The sequence below is a fragment of the Bifidobacterium sp. ESL0775 genome, from assembly GCF_029395475.1.
Lineage (GTDB): Bacteria > Actinomycetota > Actinomycetes > Actinomycetales > Bifidobacteriaceae > Bifidobacterium.
The window spans coordinates 1,896,902-1,917,939 of the sequence record NZ_CP113917.1; the positions used below are offsets into that span (position 1 = coordinate 1,896,902).

13 protein-coding genes are annotated in these 21,038 nt (G+C 57.4%); 3 read left to right on the forward strand and 10 right to left on the reverse strand.

The genetic code is table 11. The annotated features are described in order from the left end of the window. Positions 1-24: 24 nt before the first annotated feature. Complete coding sequence (locus OZX73_RS07400) at positions 25-1,314, reverse strand: sugar ABC transporter substrate-binding protein (protein ID WP_277148983.1); 1,290 nt, start codon at positions 1,312-1,314, stop codon at positions 25-27. Positions 1,315-1,796: 482 nt separating this feature from the next. Between OZX73_RS07400 and OZX73_RS07405 the strand changes: the two genes are divergently transcribed. Continuing rightward, positions 1,797-3,155: a right-handed parallel beta-helix repeat-containing protein gene (locus tag OZX73_RS07405; RefSeq protein ID WP_277148985.1), complete on the forward strand. Its 1,359-nt coding sequence runs from the start codon at positions 1,797-1,799 to the stop codon at positions 3,153-3,155. 164 nt (positions 3,156-3,319) lie between these two features. On the opposite strand, the gene OZX73_RS07410 is transcribed toward OZX73_RS07405, so the two are convergent. The 7 genes from OZX73_RS07410 to OZX73_RS07440 form a co-directional block, all read right to left on the reverse strand. Beyond that, a complete protein-coding gene (locus OZX73_RS07410) occupies positions 3,320-7,396 on the reverse strand; it encodes a DNA-directed RNA polymerase subunit beta' (protein WP_277148987.1) in 4,077 nt (1,358 codons plus the stop codon). Positions 7,397-7,505: 109 nt separating this feature from the next. Further along, a complete protein-coding gene (rpoB, locus tag OZX73_RS07415; RefSeq protein WP_277148989.1) occupies positions 7,506-11,072 on the reverse strand; it encodes a DNA-directed RNA polymerase subunit beta in 3,567 nt (1,188 codons plus the stop codon). Positions 11,073-11,336: 264 nt separating this feature from the next. Beyond that, positions 11,337-12,140: a hypothetical protein gene (locus OZX73_RS07420; protein WP_277148991.1), complete on the reverse strand. Its 804-nt coding sequence runs from the start codon at positions 12,138-12,140 to the stop codon at positions 11,337-11,339. Between the two features lie 65 nt (positions 12,141-12,205). Next, on the reverse strand, positions 12,206-13,303 hold the full coding sequence (locus OZX73_RS07425; RefSeq protein WP_277148993.1) for an RES domain-containing protein: 1,098 nt from the start codon (positions 13,301-13,303) through the stop codon (positions 12,206-12,208). 4 nt (positions 13,304-13,307) lie between these two features. After that, positions 13,308-14,279 carry a sce7725 family protein gene (locus OZX73_RS07430; protein ID WP_277148995.1) on the reverse strand — a complete coding sequence of 324 codons (972 nt, stop codon included), beginning with the start codon at positions 14,277-14,279 and terminating at the stop codon, positions 13,308-13,310. A 2-nt stretch (positions 14,280-14,281) separates the two neighbouring features. After that, complete coding sequence (locus OZX73_RS07435) at positions 14,282-15,148, reverse strand: sce7726 family protein (RefSeq protein ID WP_277148997.1); 867 nt, start codon at positions 15,146-15,148, stop codon at positions 14,282-14,284. Positions 15,149-15,268: 120 nt separating this feature from the next. Beyond that, the gene (locus OZX73_RS07440) at positions 15,269-16,273 is read right to left on the reverse strand and encodes an A/G-specific adenine glycosylase (RefSeq protein WP_277150965.1); all 1,005 of its coding nucleotides are present in this window, start codon (positions 16,271-16,273) and stop codon (positions 15,269-15,271) included. Positions 16,274-16,574: 301 nt separating this feature from the next. Here OZX73_RS07440 and fucO point away from each other — a divergent pair, with 301 nt between their 5' ends. Together fucO and OZX73_RS07450 are read left to right on the forward strand one after the other, a co-directional pair. Next, a complete protein-coding gene (fucO, locus tag OZX73_RS07445) occupies positions 16,575-17,732 on the forward strand; it encodes a lactaldehyde reductase (RefSeq protein WP_277148999.1) in 1,158 nt (385 codons plus the stop codon). Positions 17,733-17,925: 193 nt separating this feature from the next. Continuing rightward, positions 17,926-18,585 carry a tRNA (cytidine(34)-2'-O)-methyltransferase gene (locus OZX73_RS07450; RefSeq protein WP_277149001.1) on the forward strand — a complete coding sequence of 220 codons (660 nt, stop codon included), beginning with the start codon at positions 17,926-17,928 and terminating at the stop codon, positions 18,583-18,585. 689 nt (positions 18,586-19,274) lie between these two features. Here the strand turns inward: OZX73_RS07450 and OZX73_RS07455 are convergent. Both OZX73_RS07455 and OZX73_RS07460 read right to left on the reverse strand, forming a co-directional pair. Beyond that, positions 19,275-20,639 carry a PFL family protein gene (locus OZX73_RS07455; RefSeq protein WP_277149003.1) on the reverse strand — a complete coding sequence of 455 codons (1,365 nt, stop codon included), beginning with the start codon at positions 20,637-20,639 and terminating at the stop codon, positions 19,275-19,277. A 13-nt stretch (positions 20,640-20,652) separates the two neighbouring features. Next, complete coding sequence (locus OZX73_RS07460; RefSeq protein ID WP_277149005.1) at positions 20,653-20,925, reverse strand: ACT domain-containing protein; 273 nt, start codon at positions 20,923-20,925, stop codon at positions 20,653-20,655. Between the last annotated feature and the right edge of the window lie 113 nt (positions 20,926-21,038).

Consider the following 21,038-nt stretch of genomic DNA (forward strand, 5'->3'; position numbering starts at 1 on the left):
CCCGGATCATGTCTCATTCACGCATCACTCAGCAAGCAGCGAATCGACGGCCTTCTGGGTCTTGCCCAGCTCGCTTTCGGAATTCGCTCCCTTGAGCACGCTCTGGACCATCGGGGAGAGGTTCTCGGTCTCGATCTGAGTCCACATCTTGGTCGCCGGGCGGTTCTGGGTCTGGGGAGCCGCCAACGTGGTCTCCAGGGCCTTCACATGCTCGTACTGCGGGTTGTTCTCGTACTTCTTGAACACGCTCTTGCGGGCCGCGACGCCCAGCGCCTTCATATAGCCCTCATTGTGGCTGTACATGAACTTGAGGTACTTCTTGGCAGCGTCCTGCTTCTTGGAGTTCTTCATCACGACCTGGTACCAGGGTCCGGGGATGGCGCCGATTCCAGCGCTGCCGCCGATCATGGGAGCCGCGCCGACCTTATCGTTGCCGAGGGCCTTGGCGCTGGCCAGATAGAAATGACCCCAGGTCAGTTCCATGGCGATCTTGCCTTGGTTGAACATGTTCGAGATCTCGCTGGTGCCCAGTGAGAGGTAGTCGGAGGGGATGGACCCGTCCTTGACGAGGGACTGCATGTAGTCCAGCGCCTTGGCGTAGGCCTTGTCCTGCAGGTCGGACTTGCCGTCCTTGCCGATCACCAGGTTCTTCGCGCCCGCCTGGGTGGCGAACTCCAGCCAGCCGGTCACGGAATCGGCGCCGGTCTGCCCGATCAGGGCCGTGCCGTACATGCCGTCCTTGGTGAAGAACTTGGCCGCGTCGCGGTACTGCTCCCAATTGGTCGGAACCTTCAGGTCATAGCCGTACTTCTGCTTGAACTCCTGCTGGTTCTGCGGGTTGTCGAACAGGTCCTTGCGATAGAGCATGACCTTGGAATTCGTCCAAGTCGGCACGCCCATCATCTTGCCGTTGACCGTGGCGCCGTCCTTGAGCTTGGGCATCAGATCGGCCTCATCACTCTTGGAAAGCACGCCATCGACGGGAGAAAGCCCCTTGGCGAGCGCCGGGAACCACAGGACATCGATAACCGCCAGGTCATGGGTGGCCTTGCTCGAGTCCGTCTCGGCCTTCAGCTTGTCATACAAGCCGGAATACGGGGAGGTGTCGATCTTGATCTTGTAGCCGGATTGCTTCTCGAACTCGGCGGCGGTCTGGCGGGCGACCTTTTCGGCGGGGCCACCACCCTCGACCAGAATGCTCAGCGTCTTGTCTCCGCTTTCGCTCGAGTTCGAGGACCCGCAAGCGGATACGGACACCATCGTCGCGGCGGCGAGGGCAATCGCTGCCACGCTTTTCATCGTATGTTTCATCATTGAACCTTTCCTACAGGCGGAAACGTCCCGGTTCCCGTCTGAAATATGTCACCAGGCCTCGCATGGAAGTCTTGCCGACATCCCCTAGCCAGCACTATTGTTTAACCGGTTATCAGGAATGATCTAAAAGTATTCTCACGCTCAGCCTAAGAAATAATCCTCTCGCTCTCCTTTCGAGTTGACTTCATTGACTTTTGTAAAATCATTGTCATTTCAACTGACACCATGAGAATAACGCTGTTTTATTTTTATGTCAACCGGATAATACATTGGTTAAATGCTAAATCAGGGCGTTTTTAGCTGTTTTTCCTTCAAATAACGCCTTTTTTTGAAGAGAAACACCGTATTTTGAAAATAAATGAATTTCATTTTTTGTAATATATTACTCGGTTGTCATATTGGCGTTTATCTACTATACTCGGATTTGTTCAATGCCGAGATTACCTGCTTGACTCGTATCATTGTTGTATTAAGGAGTGCAAATGATATCCGAAAACCACTATGACGTGACCACTTGGCCCATAGGCGACGCCCATGAGGACATCGGAGCAGTGATCAACAGCATCATCGACGATATCAAGAAGCGCCAATCCTCCACGAACGGCGATCTGGGCAAGCCGGGGGCGGTGATCGACATCCCCGTCGGCGATTTCCATCTCAAGACCCAGGTGCGCATCGACATCAGCTACCTGAAAATCGAAGGATCCGGCCACGGCTTCGTCTCGTCGAGCATCCGTTACAACACGCCGAAAGAGGATTGGGGCACGTTGCACGAGGTCTGGCCTGGCGGGAGCCGGATCCTCGTCGACCTTGAGCCCTCCCCCGATGGGGACGAGCGGGACGGGGCCGCCTTCTACGTCGAACGGGACGGCGATCCGCGCATCAGCTCGGTGGAATTCTCCAATTTCTGCATAGACGGCCTCCACTTCACCGGCGACGACGAGAACCGGCAGGACCCGGAGAACACCTACCTGAACGGAAAAACCGGCATCTATATCGCCTCGGCGCAGGATTCCTTCAGAATCAACGACATGGGGTTCGTTTATCTCGAGCATGGGGTGACGATTTACGACGCGGACGCGCTGAGCATCCACGACAACTTCATCGCGGAATGCGGAAACTGCATCGAGCTGCGCGGCTCCGGGCAGGCCTCGAAGATCACCGATAATCTCATCGGCGCCGGATACCGGGGCTATTCCATGTACGCGCAAAACTTCGGAGGACTCTTAATCAGCGGCAACAACGTGTTCCCCAGGGGCGCGAGCACCATCTGCTTCGATGGTGTCATACGTTCATCGATCACCGGCAACAGGCTTCACGCCTTCTACCCGGGCATGATCGAGCTGCGCCACGGAAGCTCGGAGAACCTCATCGCCGCCAACCACCTCTATCGGACCACGGAGCCCTGGCCCCCGATGAAGCGATACGACAACGGCTTGGATGACCGGCATGGGCTAATCCGCGTCGACGGCAGCAACAATTCCATCATCGCCAACCACGTTTCCGCCTCGCTCAACGCCGCAGACATCAAGCCGCAGGGCGCAAAACCGGTGATCATCCGCTTGGTGGAGGGCAACGGCAATTACATCGCGTCCAACCACCTGCTGGCCCTGACCCAGGGAATCAGCGAAAGCGGCGATGACAACGACCAGTCCTGCTTCTCAGCGCAAGTGGAGTCGACGCTGTCGAACAAGGCCGCGACGACGGTGCCGACGATCAACATCCAAGTCGATGGCGCTTCCGCGGCCAACACGATCCTGGATTCGGCAACCGCCGACCAAGCCGTCGTGGACACCTCGAAAAACGCGTTCAGGCCGCTTCCGGCTGTGCCGACGATATAAGCGGTATGTGAACCGGATAATATGACCGGTTTACATCAAAAAATGGTTTTGCCCCGGATTCATTCATACGATATGAATCCGGGGCAAAACCATGTAAAACCCGTTACCCCGCGTTGGCGGACCGACCTTATGTGGCCGATCCACCTTCAGCGGGATTCGTTCGGTCAGGCCTGCGAGGCGGAATCGTCCGTTCCGCTGCCTGAGTTGGCGTCAGAGCCAGCGCCGAAATCAGTGTCGCCACCGAGCTCGCTGGCACCGCCCTGGTCGTTCAGGAAGTCATCGGGGTTGAAGTCGTCGCCGAGCTTCAGGTCGCCGAAGTCGATGTTGGAGAAGTCCACATCGTCCATGCCGCCTTCGCCGAACTCGCCGTTCGCGTTGTCGCCGCCCAAGCCGAAGTTCGGGTAGATGGTGTCGCGGATGGCCTTGTCGGGCTCGACCGTCGCGTTGCGGTAACGCGCCAGGCCGGTGCCGGCGGGGATGAGCTTGCCGATGATGACGTTCTCCTTCAAGCCCTTGAGCTCGTCGGACTTCTGCTCCAGCGCGGCCTCCGTAAGCACACGGGTGGTCTCCTGGAACGAAGCGGCGGAGAGCCAAGAATCAGTGGCCAGCGAGGCCTTGGTGATGCCCAGGAGCTCCGGACGGCCGGCCGCGGGCTTGCCGCCAGCCTTCACCGCGTTCATGTTGGCGTCGCGGAACTTGGCCTGGTCGACCAGCTCGCCGGGCAAGAGACTCGTGGTGCCGGAATCGATCACCGTGATGCGGCGAAGCATCTGGTGGACGATGACCTCGATGTGCTTGTCGTGGATGTCCACGCCCTGGGAGCGGTACACGTCATGCACGCCCTCGACGATGTTGACCTGAGCCGCGCGGGGTCCCAAGATGCGAAGGATCTTCTTCGGATCGACGGAGCCTTCGATCAGCTGGGTGCCGGTGTCGACGTGGTCGCCGTCCTTGACCAAGAGCGGCGCGCGACGGGTCACCGGATAGGTGATCGGCTCGATGGTCGTGTCGTCCGGGGTCAGCGTGACCTGGCGGCCGTGGTCGGAATCCTCGACCTTGACGGTGCCGGGATACTCCGTGATCGGCGCCTCGCCCTTAGGCGTACGCGCCTCGAAGAGCTCGGTGACACGGGGAAGACCCTGGGTGATGTCGGACGCGGAAGCGACACCGCCGGAGTGGAAGGAACGAAGCGTCAGCTGCGTGCCAGGCTCGCCGATGGACTGCGCCGCGACGACGCCGACGGCCTCGCCGACATCGACCAGGCGGTTGGTGGCCAGCGACCAGCCATAGCATTTCGCGCACACGCCGCGCTTGGACTCGCAGGTCAGCACGCTGCGCGCCTTGACCTCTTCGACGCCATGCGCGACCAGATCACGCAACACATCCATGGACAGGGCATCGCCGCGCTTGTAAAGCACGGTCTTGCCGTCCTTGGGGTCGATGACGTCGTTGGAGAGCAGACGGGAGTAAGGACCGCCGTCAGCGTCCTTGACGAGCACGAGATTGCCGTCCTCATCGCGGTCGGCGATCTTCATCGGCAGTCCCTTCTTGGTGCCGCAATCCTCCTCGCGCACGATGACCTCCTGGGCCACGTCCACGAGACGACGGGTGAGGTAGCCGGATTCCGCGGTACGAAGCGCGGTATCGGCCAGACCCTTGCGGGCGCCGTGCTGGGAGATGAAGTACTCCAAGACGGAGAGGCCCTCACGGTAGTTGGACTTGACGGGGCGGGAGATGATCTCGCCCTTCGGGTTTGCCACAAGACCACGCATGCCGGAGATCTGGCGGATCTGCATCCAGTTGCCACGGGCCCCGGACTGGACCATGATGTTGACGTTGTTGTCGTCCTTGAAGTTATCACGCATGGCGTCCGCGACCTTGTCGGTGCATTCGGTCCACAGGTTGATGAGCTCCTGGCGGCGTTCCTCTTCGGTCAACAGACCCATGTCGTACTGGTCGTTGACCTTGTCGGCCTGGCCTTCGTAGTCATGGATGATCGAGAGGCGTTCCGGCGGCTCGACGATGTCGGAGAAGGACATTGTGACGCCCGACCAAGGAGCGCGGGTGAAGCCGAGGTCCTTCAGGGCGTCCAAGGTCGCTGCCACCTGGGCGGTGGAATAACGCGTGGCGATGTCGTCGACGATCGTGGAGAGCTTGCCCTTGGCGACCTGCTCGTTGATGTACGGGTAGTCGACCGGCAGGGTCTCGTTGAACTTCAAGCGGCCGTAGGAAGTGGCGAAGAGGACGGAACCGTCCTTGAAACGCTCTTCCTTCACGACGTCGGGGCTGCCCGGCTCGGGGTCCACGACCTTGAGCTCGCCCGGCTCCCAATCGGTGGGAAGCACGAAGTCCTTGGGCAGGCGCACGAGCACCTTGGCCTGGGTGTCGACGTCATGACGGTCGACGGCCATGCGCAGCTCCTCGGGGGAACCGAGCACGCGACCCTGGCCCTTGGCGCCTTCCACCACGGTGGAAAGGAAGTAGAGACCCAGAATCATATCCTGGGAAGGCATGGTGACGGTGTGGCCGTCTGCCGGCTTCAGGATGTTGTCGGAAGCCATCATCAGGGAGCGGGCCTCAGCCTGCGCCTCGACGCTCAGCGGAAGGTGGACGGCCATCTGGTCGCCATCGAAGTCCGCGTTGAAGGCCGCGCACGCCAGCGGCGGCAGGTGGATGGCCTTGCCCTCGACCAGAATCGGCTCGAAGGCCTGAATGCCGAGCCTGTGCAGCGTAGGTGCACGGTTCAGAAGCACCGGGTGCTCGGAAATAACGTCTTCAAGCACGTCCCAAACGGACGAATCCTGACGATCGACCAGACGCTTGGCGCTCTTCATGTTCTGCGCGTAGTTCTGGTCCACGAGCTTCTTGATGACGAAGGGCTTGAAGAGCTCCAAGGCCATCGGCTTGGGGAGACCGCACTGGTGCATGCGCAGCGACGGGCCGACGACGATCACGGAACGACCGGAATAATCCACGCGCTTGCCGAGTAGGTTCTGGCGGAAACGGCCCTGCTTGCCCTTGAGCATATCGGAAAGCGACTTCAGCGGGCGGTTGGAGGCGCCGGTGACCGGACGGCCACGACGGCCGTTGTCGAACAGGGAGTCGACGGCTTCCTGCAGCATGCGCTTCTCGTTGTTGAGCATGATCTCGGGGGCGCCGAGCTCGATGAGCCTCTTCAAACGGTTGTTGCGGTTGATGACGCGGCGATAGAGATCGTTCAGGTCGGAGGTGGCGAAACGGCCGCCATCGAGCTGGACCATCGGGCGCAGGTCCGGAGGGATGACCGGAATGGCGTCAAGCACCATCGCCTCGGGCTTGTTGTCCGTGGTGAGGAAGGCGTTGACGACCTTCAAACGCTTGAGGGCGCGGGCCTTGCGCTGGCCCGAGCCGCTGTCGATCTCTTCGCGCAGCTCCTTGGCGGCGCCTTCGAGGTCGAAGTCCTGCAGGCGCTTCTTGATGGCCTCGGCACCCATGGAGCCTTCGAAATAGTCGCCGTAGCGGTCGACCATTTCCTGCCACAGGTCGACGTCGCCTTCCATGTCGCCCGGCTTCAAGGTCTTGAAGCGGTCGAACACGGCGGCGAGGCGCTGCGCCTGGTCGTCGTAGCGCTGGCGGATGGCCGCCATCTCGCGCTCGGCGGAGTTGCGGATCTTGGTCTTGGCGCTGCCCTTGGCCTCACCACTCGCCTCGAGCTCGGCCATGTCGGCCTCAAGCTTCTTGGCGCGCTCCTCGATCTCGTTGTCGCGGCGCTTGTTGAGCTGCGCGATCTCGGTGTCGAATTCGTCCTGCAGATCCGGCAGATCCTGCTGGCGCTGCTCCTCATCGACGCTCGTGACCATGTAAGCCGCGAAATAGATGACCTTCTCGAGGTCCTTCGGCGCGATGTCGAGCAAATAGCCCAAGCGGCTCGGCACACCCTTGAAGAACCAGATGTGTGTTACCGGCGCGGCCAGCTCGATGTGGCCCATGCGCTCACGGCGGACGCGGGATTTGGTGACCTCCACGCCGCAGCGCTCGCAGACGATGCCCTTGAAACGGACGCGCTTGTATTTGCCGCAGGCGCACTCCCAGTCGCGGGTCGGTCCGAAGATCTGCTCTCCGAACAGGCCGTCCTTCTCAGGCTTCAAAGTTCTATAGTTGATGGTTTCCGGCTTCTTGACCTCGCCGTAGCTCCAGTTGTGGATGTCCTCGGTGGTGGCGAGTCCGATCCTCAGTTTGTCAAATGCGTTGACGTCCAGCACTATGTTGTCCTGTCTTCCAATTGGTAACAATTACGATTTTCGGCCGGCTTGCGGGCTTGACACTTTTATTCGCCAAGCCCTGGCTAAGCCGTATGTTTTAGCGTTGCCTCTAGCGGTATTCCGGCTGAGGTGCCGCCTGATCGTCCTTGGCCGAGGCGTCCGGGCGGGCGCCAATGTTGAAGCCGAGATCGTTGGAGGAGCCCACAGGGTCGTCCTCGGCGTCGTTCAGGTCGATGGCCACGCCGTCGGCGTTGAGCACTTCGACGTTGAGCGAGAGGGACTGCATCTCCTTCAAGAGCACCTTGAAGGACTCGGGGATGCCTGCCGGCGGCAGGTTCTCGCCCTTCACGATGGCACCGTAGGCGCGCACGCGGCCGTCGACGTCATCGGACTTGGTGGTCATCATCTCGTGCAGCGTGTAGGCGGCGCCGTAAGCCTCGAGGGCCCACACCTCCATCTCGCCGAAGCGCTGGCCGCCGAACTGCGCCTTGCCACCCAACGGCTGCTGGGTGATCATGGAGTACGGGCCGGTGGAACGCGCGTGAATCTTGTCGTCCACGAGGTGGTGCAGCTTGAGCATGTACATGTAGCCCACGGAGATCGGCTTCGGGAAAGGCTCGCCGGTGCGGCCGTCGAACAATGTCGCCTTGCCGTCCTCGCCCACGAGCTTGTTGCCATCGCGGTCGGGAAGGGTGCTGCGCAGCAGGCCCTGGATCACGTCCGGGCGCACGCCGTCGAAGACGGGGGTGGCCACCGGGGTGTTCGGGTCGCCGTGCTCGGCGCCCTGCGGCACGTACTTCTTCCATTCGGCCTCGAGATCCGGGTCGAGCTTGATGTCCCAACCGGCGTGAGCGATCCAGCCCAGGTGCAGTTCCAGCACCTGGCCCAGGTTCATACGGCTCGGCACACCCAGAGGGTTCAACATAATGTCGATTGGGGTGCCATCGGGCAAGAACGGCATGTCCTCTTCCGGAAGGATGCGGGAGATGCAGCCCTTGTTGCCGTGGCGGCCGGAGAGCTTGTCGCCCACCGTGATCTTGCGGTGCTGGGCGATGTAGACGCGAATCATCGAATTGACGCCATTAGGCAGCTCGTCGCCGTCCTCTTCGGCCTCGTCGCGGGTGATCTCCTTGATGGAGATGACCGTGCCGGTCTCGCCGTGGGGCACGCGCAGCGAGGTGTCGCGGACCTCGCGGCTCTTCTCGCCGAAGATGGCGCGGAGCAGGCGCTCCTCAGGGGTGAGCTCGGTCTCGCCCTTGGGCGTGACCTTGCCGACCAGGATGTCGCCGGCCTCGACCTCGGCGCCGATGCGGATGATGCCGCGCTCGTCAAGGTTGGCCACCGCTTCCTCGCCGACGTTCGGCAGGTCGCGGGTGATCTCCTCGGCACCAAGCTTGGTGTCGCGGGCGTCGATTTCATACTCTTCGATGTGGATCGAGGAAAGGGTGTCGTCCTTCACCAGACGCTGGGAAATGATGACGGCGTCCTCGTAGTTGTAGCCGTTCCAAGGCATGAACGCGACCAGCACGTTCTTGCCCAGCGCCAGGTCACCCTTCTGGGTGGCGGGGCCGTCGGCCAGGACGCTGCCGCGCTCGACGCGCTCGCCGTCCTTGACAAGAGGCACCTGGTTGTAGCTGGTGGTCTGGTTGGAACGCTGGAACTTGGCGAGCTTGTAGCTCGACTGGGTTCCGTCATCGTTGGTGACGCGGATGATGTCGGCGGAGACGTAGGTGACCACGCCATCCTTGTCGGCCAAGATCGTGTCGCCGGAATCGTAGGCGGTGCGCCATTCGGCGCCGGTGCCCACCAGCGGACGCTCGGACTTGACGAGCGGGACGGCCTGACGCTGCATGTTGGTGCCCATCAGTGCGCGGTGGCCCTCGTCGTGCTCGAGGAACGGAATCAGCGAGGCGCCGACGGAGACCATCTGGCGCGGGGAGACGTCCATGTAGTCGACTTCGGAGACCGGCACATCGACGGCCTCGTCCTCGCCCGCACGCACGAGCGCGGTCTTCTCGACGAAGTTGCCGTTCTCGTCCAGCTTCTGGTTGGCCTGGGCGATGACGTGCTCGGCGTCGCGGTCGGCGGTCATGTACTCGATGTCGTTGGTGACGTGGCCGTTGACGACCTTGCGGTACGGAGTCTCGATGAAACCGAACGGGTTGACGCGGCCGAAGGTCGCGAGCGAGCCGATCAGGCCGATGTTCGGGCCTTCAGGGGATTCGATCGGGCACATGCGTCCGAAGTGGGACGGGTGGACGTCGCGGACCTCCATGGAGGCGCGGTCGCGCGAAAGACCACCGGGGCCCAACGCGGAGAGACGACGCTTGTTGGTCACGCCGGAAAGCGGGTTGTTCTGATCCATGAACTGCGAGAGCTGGGAGGTTCCGAAGAACTCCTTGATCGTCGCGTTGACCGGACGGATGTTGATCAGGGACTGCGGGGTGATGGCCTCGGCGTCCTGAGTTGTCATACGTTCGCGAACCACGCGCTCCATACGGCTCAGGCCGGTGCGCAGCTGGTTCTGGATGAGCTCGCCGACCTGGCGGATACGACGGTTGCCGAAGTGGTCGATATCGTCGGTTTCGACACGTAGGTCGACGTCCTTGCCGTCACGCTTGCCAGGGAAGGTCTTGTCGCCGGCATGCAGCGCCACGAGGTACTTGATGGTGGCGATGATGTCTTCGCGCGAGAGGCTGCGATCGGTCGGGTCGGCTTCGAGGCCGAGCTTGCGGTTGATCTTGTAACGGCCGACGCGAGCGAGGTCGTAACGGTGGTTGTTGAAGTAGAAGGACTCCAGCAGGTTCTTGCCGGCTTCGGGTGTGGCGGTGTCGGCCGGACGGATCTTGCGGTAGAGGTCGGTGAGGGCCTCGTCCTGCGTGTTGATGGTCTCCTTTTCGAGGGCATCGAGCACGAGCGGGTAATCCTTGAAGGACTTGGCGATCTCGTCCTTGGTCATGCCGATGGCCATGAGGAAGACGATGGCGGACTGCTTGCGCTTGCGGTCGACGCGAACGCCCAGGACGTCACGCTTGTCGATCTCGAACTCGAGCCACGCGCCACGCGACGGGATGATCTTCGCGCCGAAGATCTCCTTGTCGCTGGTGCGGTCCGGCGTGCGGTCGAAGTAGACGCCGGGCGAACGCACGAGCTGCGAGACGATGACGCGCTCGGTGCCGCCGATAATGAAGGTGCCGTGCGGGGTCTGCAGCGGGAAATCGCCCATGAAGACGGTCTGGCTCTTGATCTCGCCGGTGTCGCCGTTCTCGAATTCCGCGTTGACGTAAAGCGGCGCGGAATAGGTGTAATCCTTCTCCTTGCACTCCTGAACGGTGTGGCGCGGTTCCTCGAAGTACGGGTCGGAGAACGTCAGGCTCATGGTCTGCGCGAAGTTCTCGATCGGGGAGATCTCCTCGAAGACCTCCTGCAGCCCGGAGGTATGGGCCACGTTGTTGGTGCCGGCCTTGATGTCGGCTTCGGCCTTCTTCTTCCAACGTGCGTTGCCGATGAGCCAATCGAAGCTATCGGTCTGCACCCCCAGAAGGTAGGGCACATCGATGGGTTCCCTGATGGAACCGAAATTCACACGGTCCGACGCCTTATGCAACTTGATGTCGTGCTCATCGGCGCGTGCGATGACTTGTGTGGTGTTCGTCTTGAGCTTATTTTCAGCCAATGGACGTTCCTTATCGCTCGCTAGTTCTTTGAATATTCATATCGAGGAAACGCGCCGCAAACGGCTACACTACGCGGGCGCTTCGTCGTTAGAGCATGCCCGCAATATGACACACCTTATGCAAAGTTTCATTCTAGCATAGATGTGGACATTCCACCATACATCTTCAAGGCAAAATGGAAAATATGGGAACGATTGAATAGCCCTTTTACGAATCGGCCAAGTTTGCTGGATTACCTTATATATAAAATATAACCTAACCGGTTATTTGACGACGACGGGAACCTTCTCGCTCTTGACGCTCGGCTGGTCTTTCAGGCTCAGTTGGGCCATGTACGTGCCGCGTTTCACTCGCGGAAGCTGATCGTCGGGTACGCAGGTGGAACCGGTTTTGTCGGCAGGCCATGTGATTTTCTGCTCGTCCTTGTCTCCCTTGGCCATCAGCAGTTTGCGGGAATCCGCGGGGCAGGCGGCGGAACTCCAGATAGTCTCACCGCTGGAAGCTGTATTAGCGTCCGAATTGGAATTCGATTTGGAATCTGAACCTTGTTTGGAATCTGCACCCGAACCGTTGCCCGAATCCGAATCGGCAATCGAGGAAATGGTGAGGATACGCGAGGCGTTCGAAGCATCGACCAAGCAGGAACCGGAACCTTCGTAACGAATCGTCGCCTTGAAATCAAGCGAGCCGCCGACCTCGACACTTTGCGAAACGGGACTCAACTCAAGCTTCACGTCCTTGGCTCCGCATTTCTTGACGCTGCTTTGGTCAGCGTTCCCGTTTTGATTGTTCTTATCGGATTTTTCCGACTTGGCATCGCCGGAACCATTCGATTTCTTCGGTTTCGGGCTCTTTTTATGGGACTTGGCAATCGACGAACTCGAGGCTATATGCCCGGCCTGTGGAACGATGACCTTGGTAACAAGCGCGTACACCCCGAAGCCGACCAGCGCCAGAATCACCAGTGCCGCAACGCCTACGACGATACGCCGGCGAAGATAGACGCGCTGCATCTGCTTGCTGGGCTTGCCTTTGGTCGGGCGCTTCTGCGGCTGCTGAGAGGTCATACCTCACCAGTGTAAACGACCTTGCTGAACTTGGGATTTAAAACCCAGATACGTCCGGCAATCTTTTAACCAACAAGAATATCAATTTTTTTAATCTGAATTGTCTCCACCTTTACACAATCCCAATCATTAGGATCAAAGAAGCAATAGTTCATGTGCGGTGGGTGCATAGTACTCTTAAAGCAGACACCATCGATTCGTTGTCTCTTAGTATCATTTAAAGACTTGATGAACTCGGCAATGTACTGCGTTGGCAGATAGTTAAGTTCCGCATTGGGGTTGGAGCTAACTGGCTTTGCTACCTCTTGCGCAAAATCATGCAATAAGGGCTTATTAACAGCAAGTAATCTCAAAGCATGTTGATTACTAAAATCTGGAACAATATCATCAATCTTGGAAAGATTAAGTACTTTCTTTTTATTCTTATCTTTGCACTTGAACTTCCCAATAGTCACATAATCAGGAACCGTAGCCCTAACTTCATAAGGCACCGTATCCTTGTCGCCGCATAAGTACAGTTCTCTAATTCCAGATGGGTTGACCCGACCGGCAGAAACCAATACTTTTTGAGGCGGAGCTCCCATCTCATTTTCTTTGAAACCGGCCTTGTCATCCGCAATCCTACCCCGATAAAAAATGCCATCTGAATTCGTATCATCGACATCCTCGACAAGACTTAACAACAATTCTTGAATCGCCTCAAGGTGAATAAACGGAATATGAAAACGGTTTTTATATTTAATGTGATTTGAGAAATCATCCCAGCTTCCATTTTCCAAGAAAGGTTTTTCTTCAGAACGTCCGAGCTTGAACTTTTGTGTAGGAAAATTGCTAGGTTCAAGTTTCTTTTTCATCAACGAATCAAAGAGCGTTGATAGCAATCTTTGTGGATTGTTTACCTTGTTGCTGAAGATATTCCAGTCACTTTGTAAAATTGTTGACATCGGTTCTCCAGCCTTTGAATCCAATACATAAAGACTGATTACATTGTAGAGAGCCGTTTGCAATTCATCATGCTTTTCAATCTCGTATAATCGAATGTTGGATGAACCGCAATAGGGGCAATCACCAAGAGGACTCTTTGCATCGTAAGCCCCTTCAACTATGTCCTTCATTCCTTTTCCGAAACAATTACTGCAACAGAACATGGTGTTATCAGACATTGTCTTACTCCTCTGCAGAATTCAGAAAAGCGTTCATCAATTCCAAATGATGCATAATGGAGAGCCGTTTAATCATCGCCAATCCAGGGAACAGACCATTTTCAAGATAATATCGGAATCGATCCGCTGCGAATGTCGTCATTGCCTTATTGTCGTTTACAAGTTTCCAAACAGCTTGATCAAATTTCTTGCCGGGGTCTCGAAAATCTTCATTACTGTCCGAAACATAATGATGAATCCTCAACACTTGATTATTATCAAAATAAACCCAGTGAATAACAACAGCATATGCAGCAAATCCACCTGATGGACGTTCCTCCCCAATCACTGAATAATCGCCGAATCCATTATCACCGAAATTTCGATAGAACAAATGGTCTCTCGAAAACATCTCATCAGGATGCTCGGAATAATCAACATTTCTCGGTAATTTATGGAAATGATCCGTCAAAGCAGCTCTCGAAAAATTGTTGAATCCCTGCAAAGCCATTTGCGAACCCAAGACATCCTGTTTAACCGCGTTGCCACCTTCATAAAGAAGTACAGAAAAATTAATGGCTCTAAGGCCTTGAATCTGTGGCAGTGACCCATCTTGAAGCTGATAACGACCTTCTCTGGCAACCACAATGTATGGATTATAGAATTTATATTCTTTTACAGTTTCCAAATTGTCGCTGGCATCTTCAGAAAGGACAATTACCGGAACAACAGAACGATTACCTCTAAGACCAACCAAACGAAGCAAAGATGGAGTGGAAATGCCCTCAACCGGATTAATGACCACCCCAATATGCAGATCATGCTTTCTAAACGTCTCGATGACACTTCTTAATAGATATATCGAGACTTTGGAATTGCTAACCGGTTCCACGATTGGCAACACATTGTCACTGATTCTGTCCTCTTCTGCCAGATTCCGCAGAGCATAAAGTTCCGACTGCCTGCCGTAAAGGTACGGATAGTAGCACCCGCTCATGTTTATCTCCTTCGATAGTCACTCCTCAGTAATGCATTCAGCTTCTTTTCATCATAACGCCAATCGGAAAAATACACCAAAGATTGAAGCCCATCTTGAATATTTTCAGATATCTGGAGATTGGCCAACTTGCGTCGCTTCAACATTTTCATAACGTATTCCTGTTGTTTCAAAACAGGCAAGGTCGAAAACCATTCCAGACAAGAACTGAAATAATGTACCGGCGTAACTTCGGGCAGCCCTCCAAACGCCTTAAGCAAAACCTTCTCATACTCAGGTTTCCGCAACATGTAGAACAAAGACTTCGAATCGAGAAAATCGGTACAACACTGCGCCTGACGAATGTGTTTCGCGCTAATCGCATTGCGCCGTGTAATGGTGTACACCCCGATATAATTTCCATACCCAGCGAAGGTGCTGAGCAAATCCAAGACCTCCTGGAATCTAGTTTCAGGAACGACTACATAGACATAGGAAAAGACCGTTAGATAATGCAGTAATTGCTGTTCCAATCGATCGAAAGTGTCCAAATCAGACTTAATCTCGTATGCCCTTCCACAACCATTGATCATCACAAAATCCGCAATGGAATCTCCTACCGGAAGTTGACGAAAAGCAACTGTCGTTCGAGGACTATGCTTTTGCAGAAGCTTACGGAATAGCACATCCTGATAAACGAATTCATTGCGCTGGTTACGATAAAGATATTTGTAAATTCCCGTAAATATCTGGCCATAGGTCATTGAACCAAAGTCACTGACACTTTTATCCGCAGCGATCTGAAACGTCTTACTAAAACCAGACTCCAACAAATCTTCAAGAACATGAGTACTGAACACATGGTTGAGAGCGCGAACAGCATCTGCCATAGCCCCTCCTGTTCACAATTTCGTTTGATGAAGTCATATTGCTTCTTCCTAATTTTACTATCTTAGCTATTCTGAATGACTCGCTCTCATGGAATCATGACCGAGTCTTTACGCCTCGTTTCATTGTGGCAAACGCAACGAACCGTCAAGGCCGATTTCTATCAGGCCATCCTCATCGAGGCTGGCGATACAGGCGTCAAGCTGGATTTGGTCTGGCCAGAGCTTTTCGACCTCCTCGCGCGACAGACTCGGCAAGACAGTACGTTCTTCGCCGCGAACCTTTTTTGCTGCCGCGTGATCGGATTTTCTGCTTGTTGACGTGGAAGTTGCGGAAGTCACGGAAGAAGCAGTGTCCGCAACATTCCTAGGCAGCATCTCTGCGGAAGGCGAGTCAGCGAGCGCGCGCAGAGCGTTGAGGACGATGCCGCGCACCTGGCGGTTCGTGCCCTTGAAGCTCTGACGCGGACGGGTGCGCTTCTCCCCCATGTGCGGGCAGCCAGCGGCGTAGAAGCGGCTGTGCGAGGCCCACGGGTCCTCGTCAATTTTCGGATTTTTGGCGGTGCAGACCAGCGCGCCCAGCTCGATGAGCGCCTCGTTCCAGATCACGCTTTCCTTGGGCTTTTGCGGCAGCACGGCGTTCGCCAGCTTGCGCTCCTCCGGCTTGGTGGCACCGCCGAAGGATTCCTCGCCCTCGAATGTGCGCCAGAGCACGCGGCGGACGTTGGTGTCGAGCACGGCGATGCGCTCGCCGAACGCGAAGCTCATCACCGCGCTGGCTGTGTAGTCTCCGATGCCGGGAAGCGCGACCAGTTCGTCATACGTTTTCGGAAGCTCGTCGTGGTATTGCTCCGCGACCACTTTCGCGCATTCCTGAAGCCGCAATGCGCGGCGCGGATAGCCCAGCCTGCCCCAGGCGGTGATGACCTCGGCCGTACTCGCCTTGGCGAGGCTTGCGGCGTCGGGCCAGACGTCCATCCAATTGTTCCAATACTGCGCCACGCGACTCATCTGCGTCTGCTGGCTCATCACTTCGGAAATGAGGATGCCCCACGGCGTCGTGCGACCGAACCGCCACGGCAGATCGCGCGCGTTGACGTCCCACCAAGCAAACAGTTCCTGCTTCATGGCGTCAAGTTCGTCAGCGTTAAAACCCTTGACCACCCCGTCCAAGTTATCGCCAGCACTATGCGAGTCTTCGCCCACTTCACGGGAACTTTCGGCTTCACTATGCAAGCTCTTACCCAGATTCCGCGTGCTTTCAGCGGCTGACGTCATATCCCTATCCTCCTGAACCATCCGACCATTCTGCCTTGACGCCAATACAGTCCTAGGACCAAATATTGTTAACGTTAACGCGACAAACGGAATCATGACAATATAATGGAAATGTTGTGAGCTATATCACAGAACCATATAAGGAGTAACAATGGTGTATCGTATGATCTTCAACCAGGAAGCCTATTTCGGGCGCGGCGCGATCAAGGAGATCCCGAACGTCGCCAAGACGCACGGCTTCCACAAGGCTTTCATCGTCACCGACCCGGTGCTGCTTAAGACCGGAACCGTCAAGAAGGTCACCGACGTGCTCGACGCCGCCGGCATGCCTTACGAAATCTTCGACAACGTCAAGCCGAACCCGCCGGTGGAATGCATCCAGGACGGCGTGGCGAAGTTCAAGAGCGCAGGCGCCGACTTCCTGATCGGATTGGGCGGCGGCTCGCCGCAGGACACCTGCAAGGGCATCGGCATCATCGCCGCGAACCCTGAGTTCGCCGACGTGCTTTCGCTGGAAGGCACCGCAGCCACCAAGAACCCGTCCGTGCCAATCTTCGGCGTGCCCACCACCGCCGGGACCGCTTCGGAGACCACCATTAACTATGTGGTCACCGACACCGCCAAGAAGCGCAAGTTCGTAGCCGTTGACCCGCATGACATCCCGCTGGTCGCCTTTGTCGATCCGGACATGACCGACTCGATGCCGCGCAGCCTCAAGGTGGCCACCGGCCTCGACGCCCTGACCCATGCCATCGAGGGCTTCGTCACCCCGGGCGCCTGGGAGCTTTCCGACTGCCTCTCTCTGCAGACGATTCGTATGATCGCCGACAATCTTGCCAAGTCCGCCGACGGCGACGTAGAAGCGGGCGAGAAGATGGCCTATGCCTCCTATATCACCGGCATGGCGTATTCCAACGTCGGCCTCGGCCTCGTGCACGGCATGGCCCACGCGCTGGGCGGTCTGCTCGGCGTCGCGCACGGCGTGGCGAACGGCATCCTACTTGCGCCCGTGATGGAATACAACAAGGATTACACCGGCGAGAAGTACCGCGCCATCGCCCATGCCTTCGGCGACCAGGATTCCTACAATCCCGACCGTTCGATCGAGGAAGTGCGCGAAGAGGCCGTACAGAGGATCCACAAGCTCACCGTCGACCTCGGCAACCCGACCACCATCAGCGAAGTCGGTGCCAAGGAAAGCGACATCGATGGCCTGACCGAGAACGCCTTCGTGGACGTCTGCACCGGCGGCAACCCGCGCAAGCCCACCAAGGAAGACATCCATGCCATCTATGAGAGCCTGATGTAAGGACTCTGTTTAGCCGCGTAAAACCCGGCCATCCTCAAAAGCCCGTCGACAACCTCGGCGGGCTTTTGCTATGCCGAATTATCTTTATTCTCGACAGGGCAATTGCTGACGACCGACATCGTGCTATCATCTATCCGCACAAAACGTAGACGTAGCCAGACTCAGTGTCGCTTCACGGGGTTAGTTTTGAACCATGACAGATGCAGCGCAAACGGCGGGGAACGCCGGAAATCCCGAGAACAAAGTCACCGATATGTACGAATACGGCTATCGCAAGTCCAATTACGGGCCAGACGAGCTCGTGACCGACGCGCATGGCAACCCCATCAGCGTGGTCGACGCGATGATGAGCGCCAAGGACGCCAGCGAGGCCAAGACCGTGACGCCGCACCTGTGCTACTACTCCCCTCGCATCCCCGGCAACACCGGCTCCGCCATCCGTCTGTGCGCCGTGACCGGGACGATCCTGCACCTGATCGAGCCGCTCGGCTTCAATCTCAAGGACACCAAGCTGCGCCGCGCCGGCCTTGATTACCACGACATGGCCCACGTCGTGCTGCATCCCGATTTCGACGACCTCGTCAAGTCCATGCCCAACTCACGCATCATCGCGTTCACCGCGCACGCCACCAAGCTCTACACCGACGTGCAATACAAGCCGACCGATATCCTCCTGTTCGGCCCGGAGCCGGGCAACATCCCCGACCCGATGGACATCATGGCCGGCCCGCACGTCGCCGAGCAGGTGCGCCTGCCGATGCGGCCATCCTTGCGTTCGCTGAACCTTACCAACTGCGCCTCCATCGCCATCTACGAGGCCTGGCGTCAGCTGGGCTTCCAAGGCGGGGAATAAGTAGAAATCCGGCAATGAAATTGATATAAAAAAAACGGCGGCAGATTGCTCCACCGCCGAAATCCCGCCTCACTACCCCATTAGGGGCAGTTCGGTACCAGCGCTACTCCATCTTCCAGATCGCCAACAGCAGGCAACCTGCAAGAATTGCAGCTTCCCAGAGGGGATCAACTCTGGATACCATCGCAAGCAAAACCACAGCCGCGAGCTGGCAGAGCCCGGAGTTCCCAGGCTTCTTCTTATTGGATGCCATCATAGGCTCCCATCTCATGTTACGTCAGCTGACCTTATGGTCCCAGCCGGTCGCCTGCACGTTTCCGGTTCTCCGTCTCACGGGATTGCCGTGCCGCGTGCATGCGGCACATCCAACGTGACATATTGAGGAACGAATTGCAAATTAGAACAATAATGTCAAGGAAAAATCAAGATTTCTTGATATCAGAATCAAGAAACCTTGAGAAAATTTGAGAACTGGACGCCGTTGTGATATGTTCAAAATGTCGGTTGGAGTCGTCTCACCTCGGGGCATCAGCCCGGGTCTTCAAAGCTTCGCTCCGTTGGGCTTCACCGGTAGGGCGTTTTTATTATTTTTTCGTCCTCTTATGTTACGGAGTTGGGCCGCTGAAAATTTCCAGCGGCCCAATCTTATCAATTACGGTAATTGATACTTATATCCCCATTCGCAACACTCAGTTCTTGAAGCTGTGGATGGGGGCGGGGATGCGGCCACCGCGGGTCACGAAGGCCTCGCAGGAGGTCTGGTTGACGGGGATGATCGGGGCGTAGCCCATCAGGCCGCCGAAATTGGCCACCTCGCCGACGCCTTTGCCATAGACCGGAATGACGCGCACCGCGGTGGTCTTCTGGTTGACCATGCCGATGGCGGCCTCGTCGGCGATCATGCCGGAAATCGTGGAGGCCGTGGTCTCACCGGGGATGGCGATCATGTCAAGGCCGACCGAGCAGACGCAGGTCATCGCCTCGAGCTTTTCGATGGTGAGGCAACCGGAGGCGGCCGCGTCGATCATGTTCTTGTCTTCGGAGACCGGGATGAAGGCGCCGGAAAGTCCACCGACGTATGAGGAGGCCATGATGCCGCCCTTCTTGACCTGGTCGTTCAACATCGCGAGCGCCGCGGTGGTGCCGGGGGCGCCGACCTGATCGAGGCCGATCTTCTCCAAGACCTCGCCCACCGAATCGCCGACGGCTGCCGTGGGAGCCAGCGACAGATCGATGATGCCGAAAGGCACGCCGAGCCGCTTCGAGGCCTCCTGCGCCACGAGTTGGCCGACGCGGGTGATCTTGAAGGCGGTGCGTTTGATGGTCTCGCACAGAAACTCGAAATCCTTGCCCTTGGCCTCGTCGAGCGCGCGAGAAACCACGCCGGGCCCGGAAACGCCGACGTTGACGACCACATCGCCTTCGGTGACGCCGTGGAAACCGCCGGCCATGAACGGGTTGTCGTCGGGAGCGTTGCAGAAGGCCACGAATTTCACGCAACCGTAGCTGTCGTTGTCGCGTGTGGCGTAGGCGGTGTCTTTGATGGCGTGGCCAAGCAGCTCGACGGCGTCCATGTCGATGCCGGTTTTGGTCGAACCGACGTTGACCGACGAGCAGACGATATCGGTTTCGGATAACGCCTGGGGAATCGATTCGATGAGCATGCGCTCTGCCGGCGTCATCGACTTGGAGACCAGCGCCGTATAGCCGCCGATCAGGTCGACGCCGACCTTCTTGGCCGCGCGATCGAGCGCGTGGGCGATCTTGACAAAATCGGCCGGCGACTTGCAGGAACTCGCGCCCACCAAGGCGATCGGGGTGACGGTGATGCGCTTGTTGACGATCGGGATGCCGAAGTCGCGCTCGATGGCCTTGCCGACTTTCACCAGATCGCGGGCTTTGTCGGTGATCTTGTCGTAGATGTTGTCGCAGACCGTGTCCACGTCCGAGGCCGCGCAGTCGAGCAGCGAAATGCCCATGGTGATGGTGCGCACGTCGAGCTTTTCCTGCTCGATCATCTGATTGGTCTCGCGGACCTCCATAATGTTCAGCATTGCTTGCCTCCGCTCAGACCCGGTGCATCTTCGTGAAAATTTCCTCGCGCTGGCAGCGGATGCGCACGCCGATCTTCTCGCCGAGGGCCTCGAGGCCGTCTACCAACGCCGAGAACTCCTCGTCGGACTTGCTGTAGTCGACAATCATCATCATGTTGAAGAACCCCTCGATGATGGTCTGCGAGATGTCGAGAACATTGACTTTGTGCTGCGAAAGATACGTGCAGACCTGCGCGATGATGCCGACCGTGTCCTGCCCGACCACCGTGATGACCGCTTTATCCATGGGAACCCCTTAAACCGATGTGTGAACCGCCGATGGCCAACTACGCCATGCTGTTCCAGTATAAATGAAGGGTGTCATTGAAGCCGGGAACGTCCGGAATAATAACAAATAAC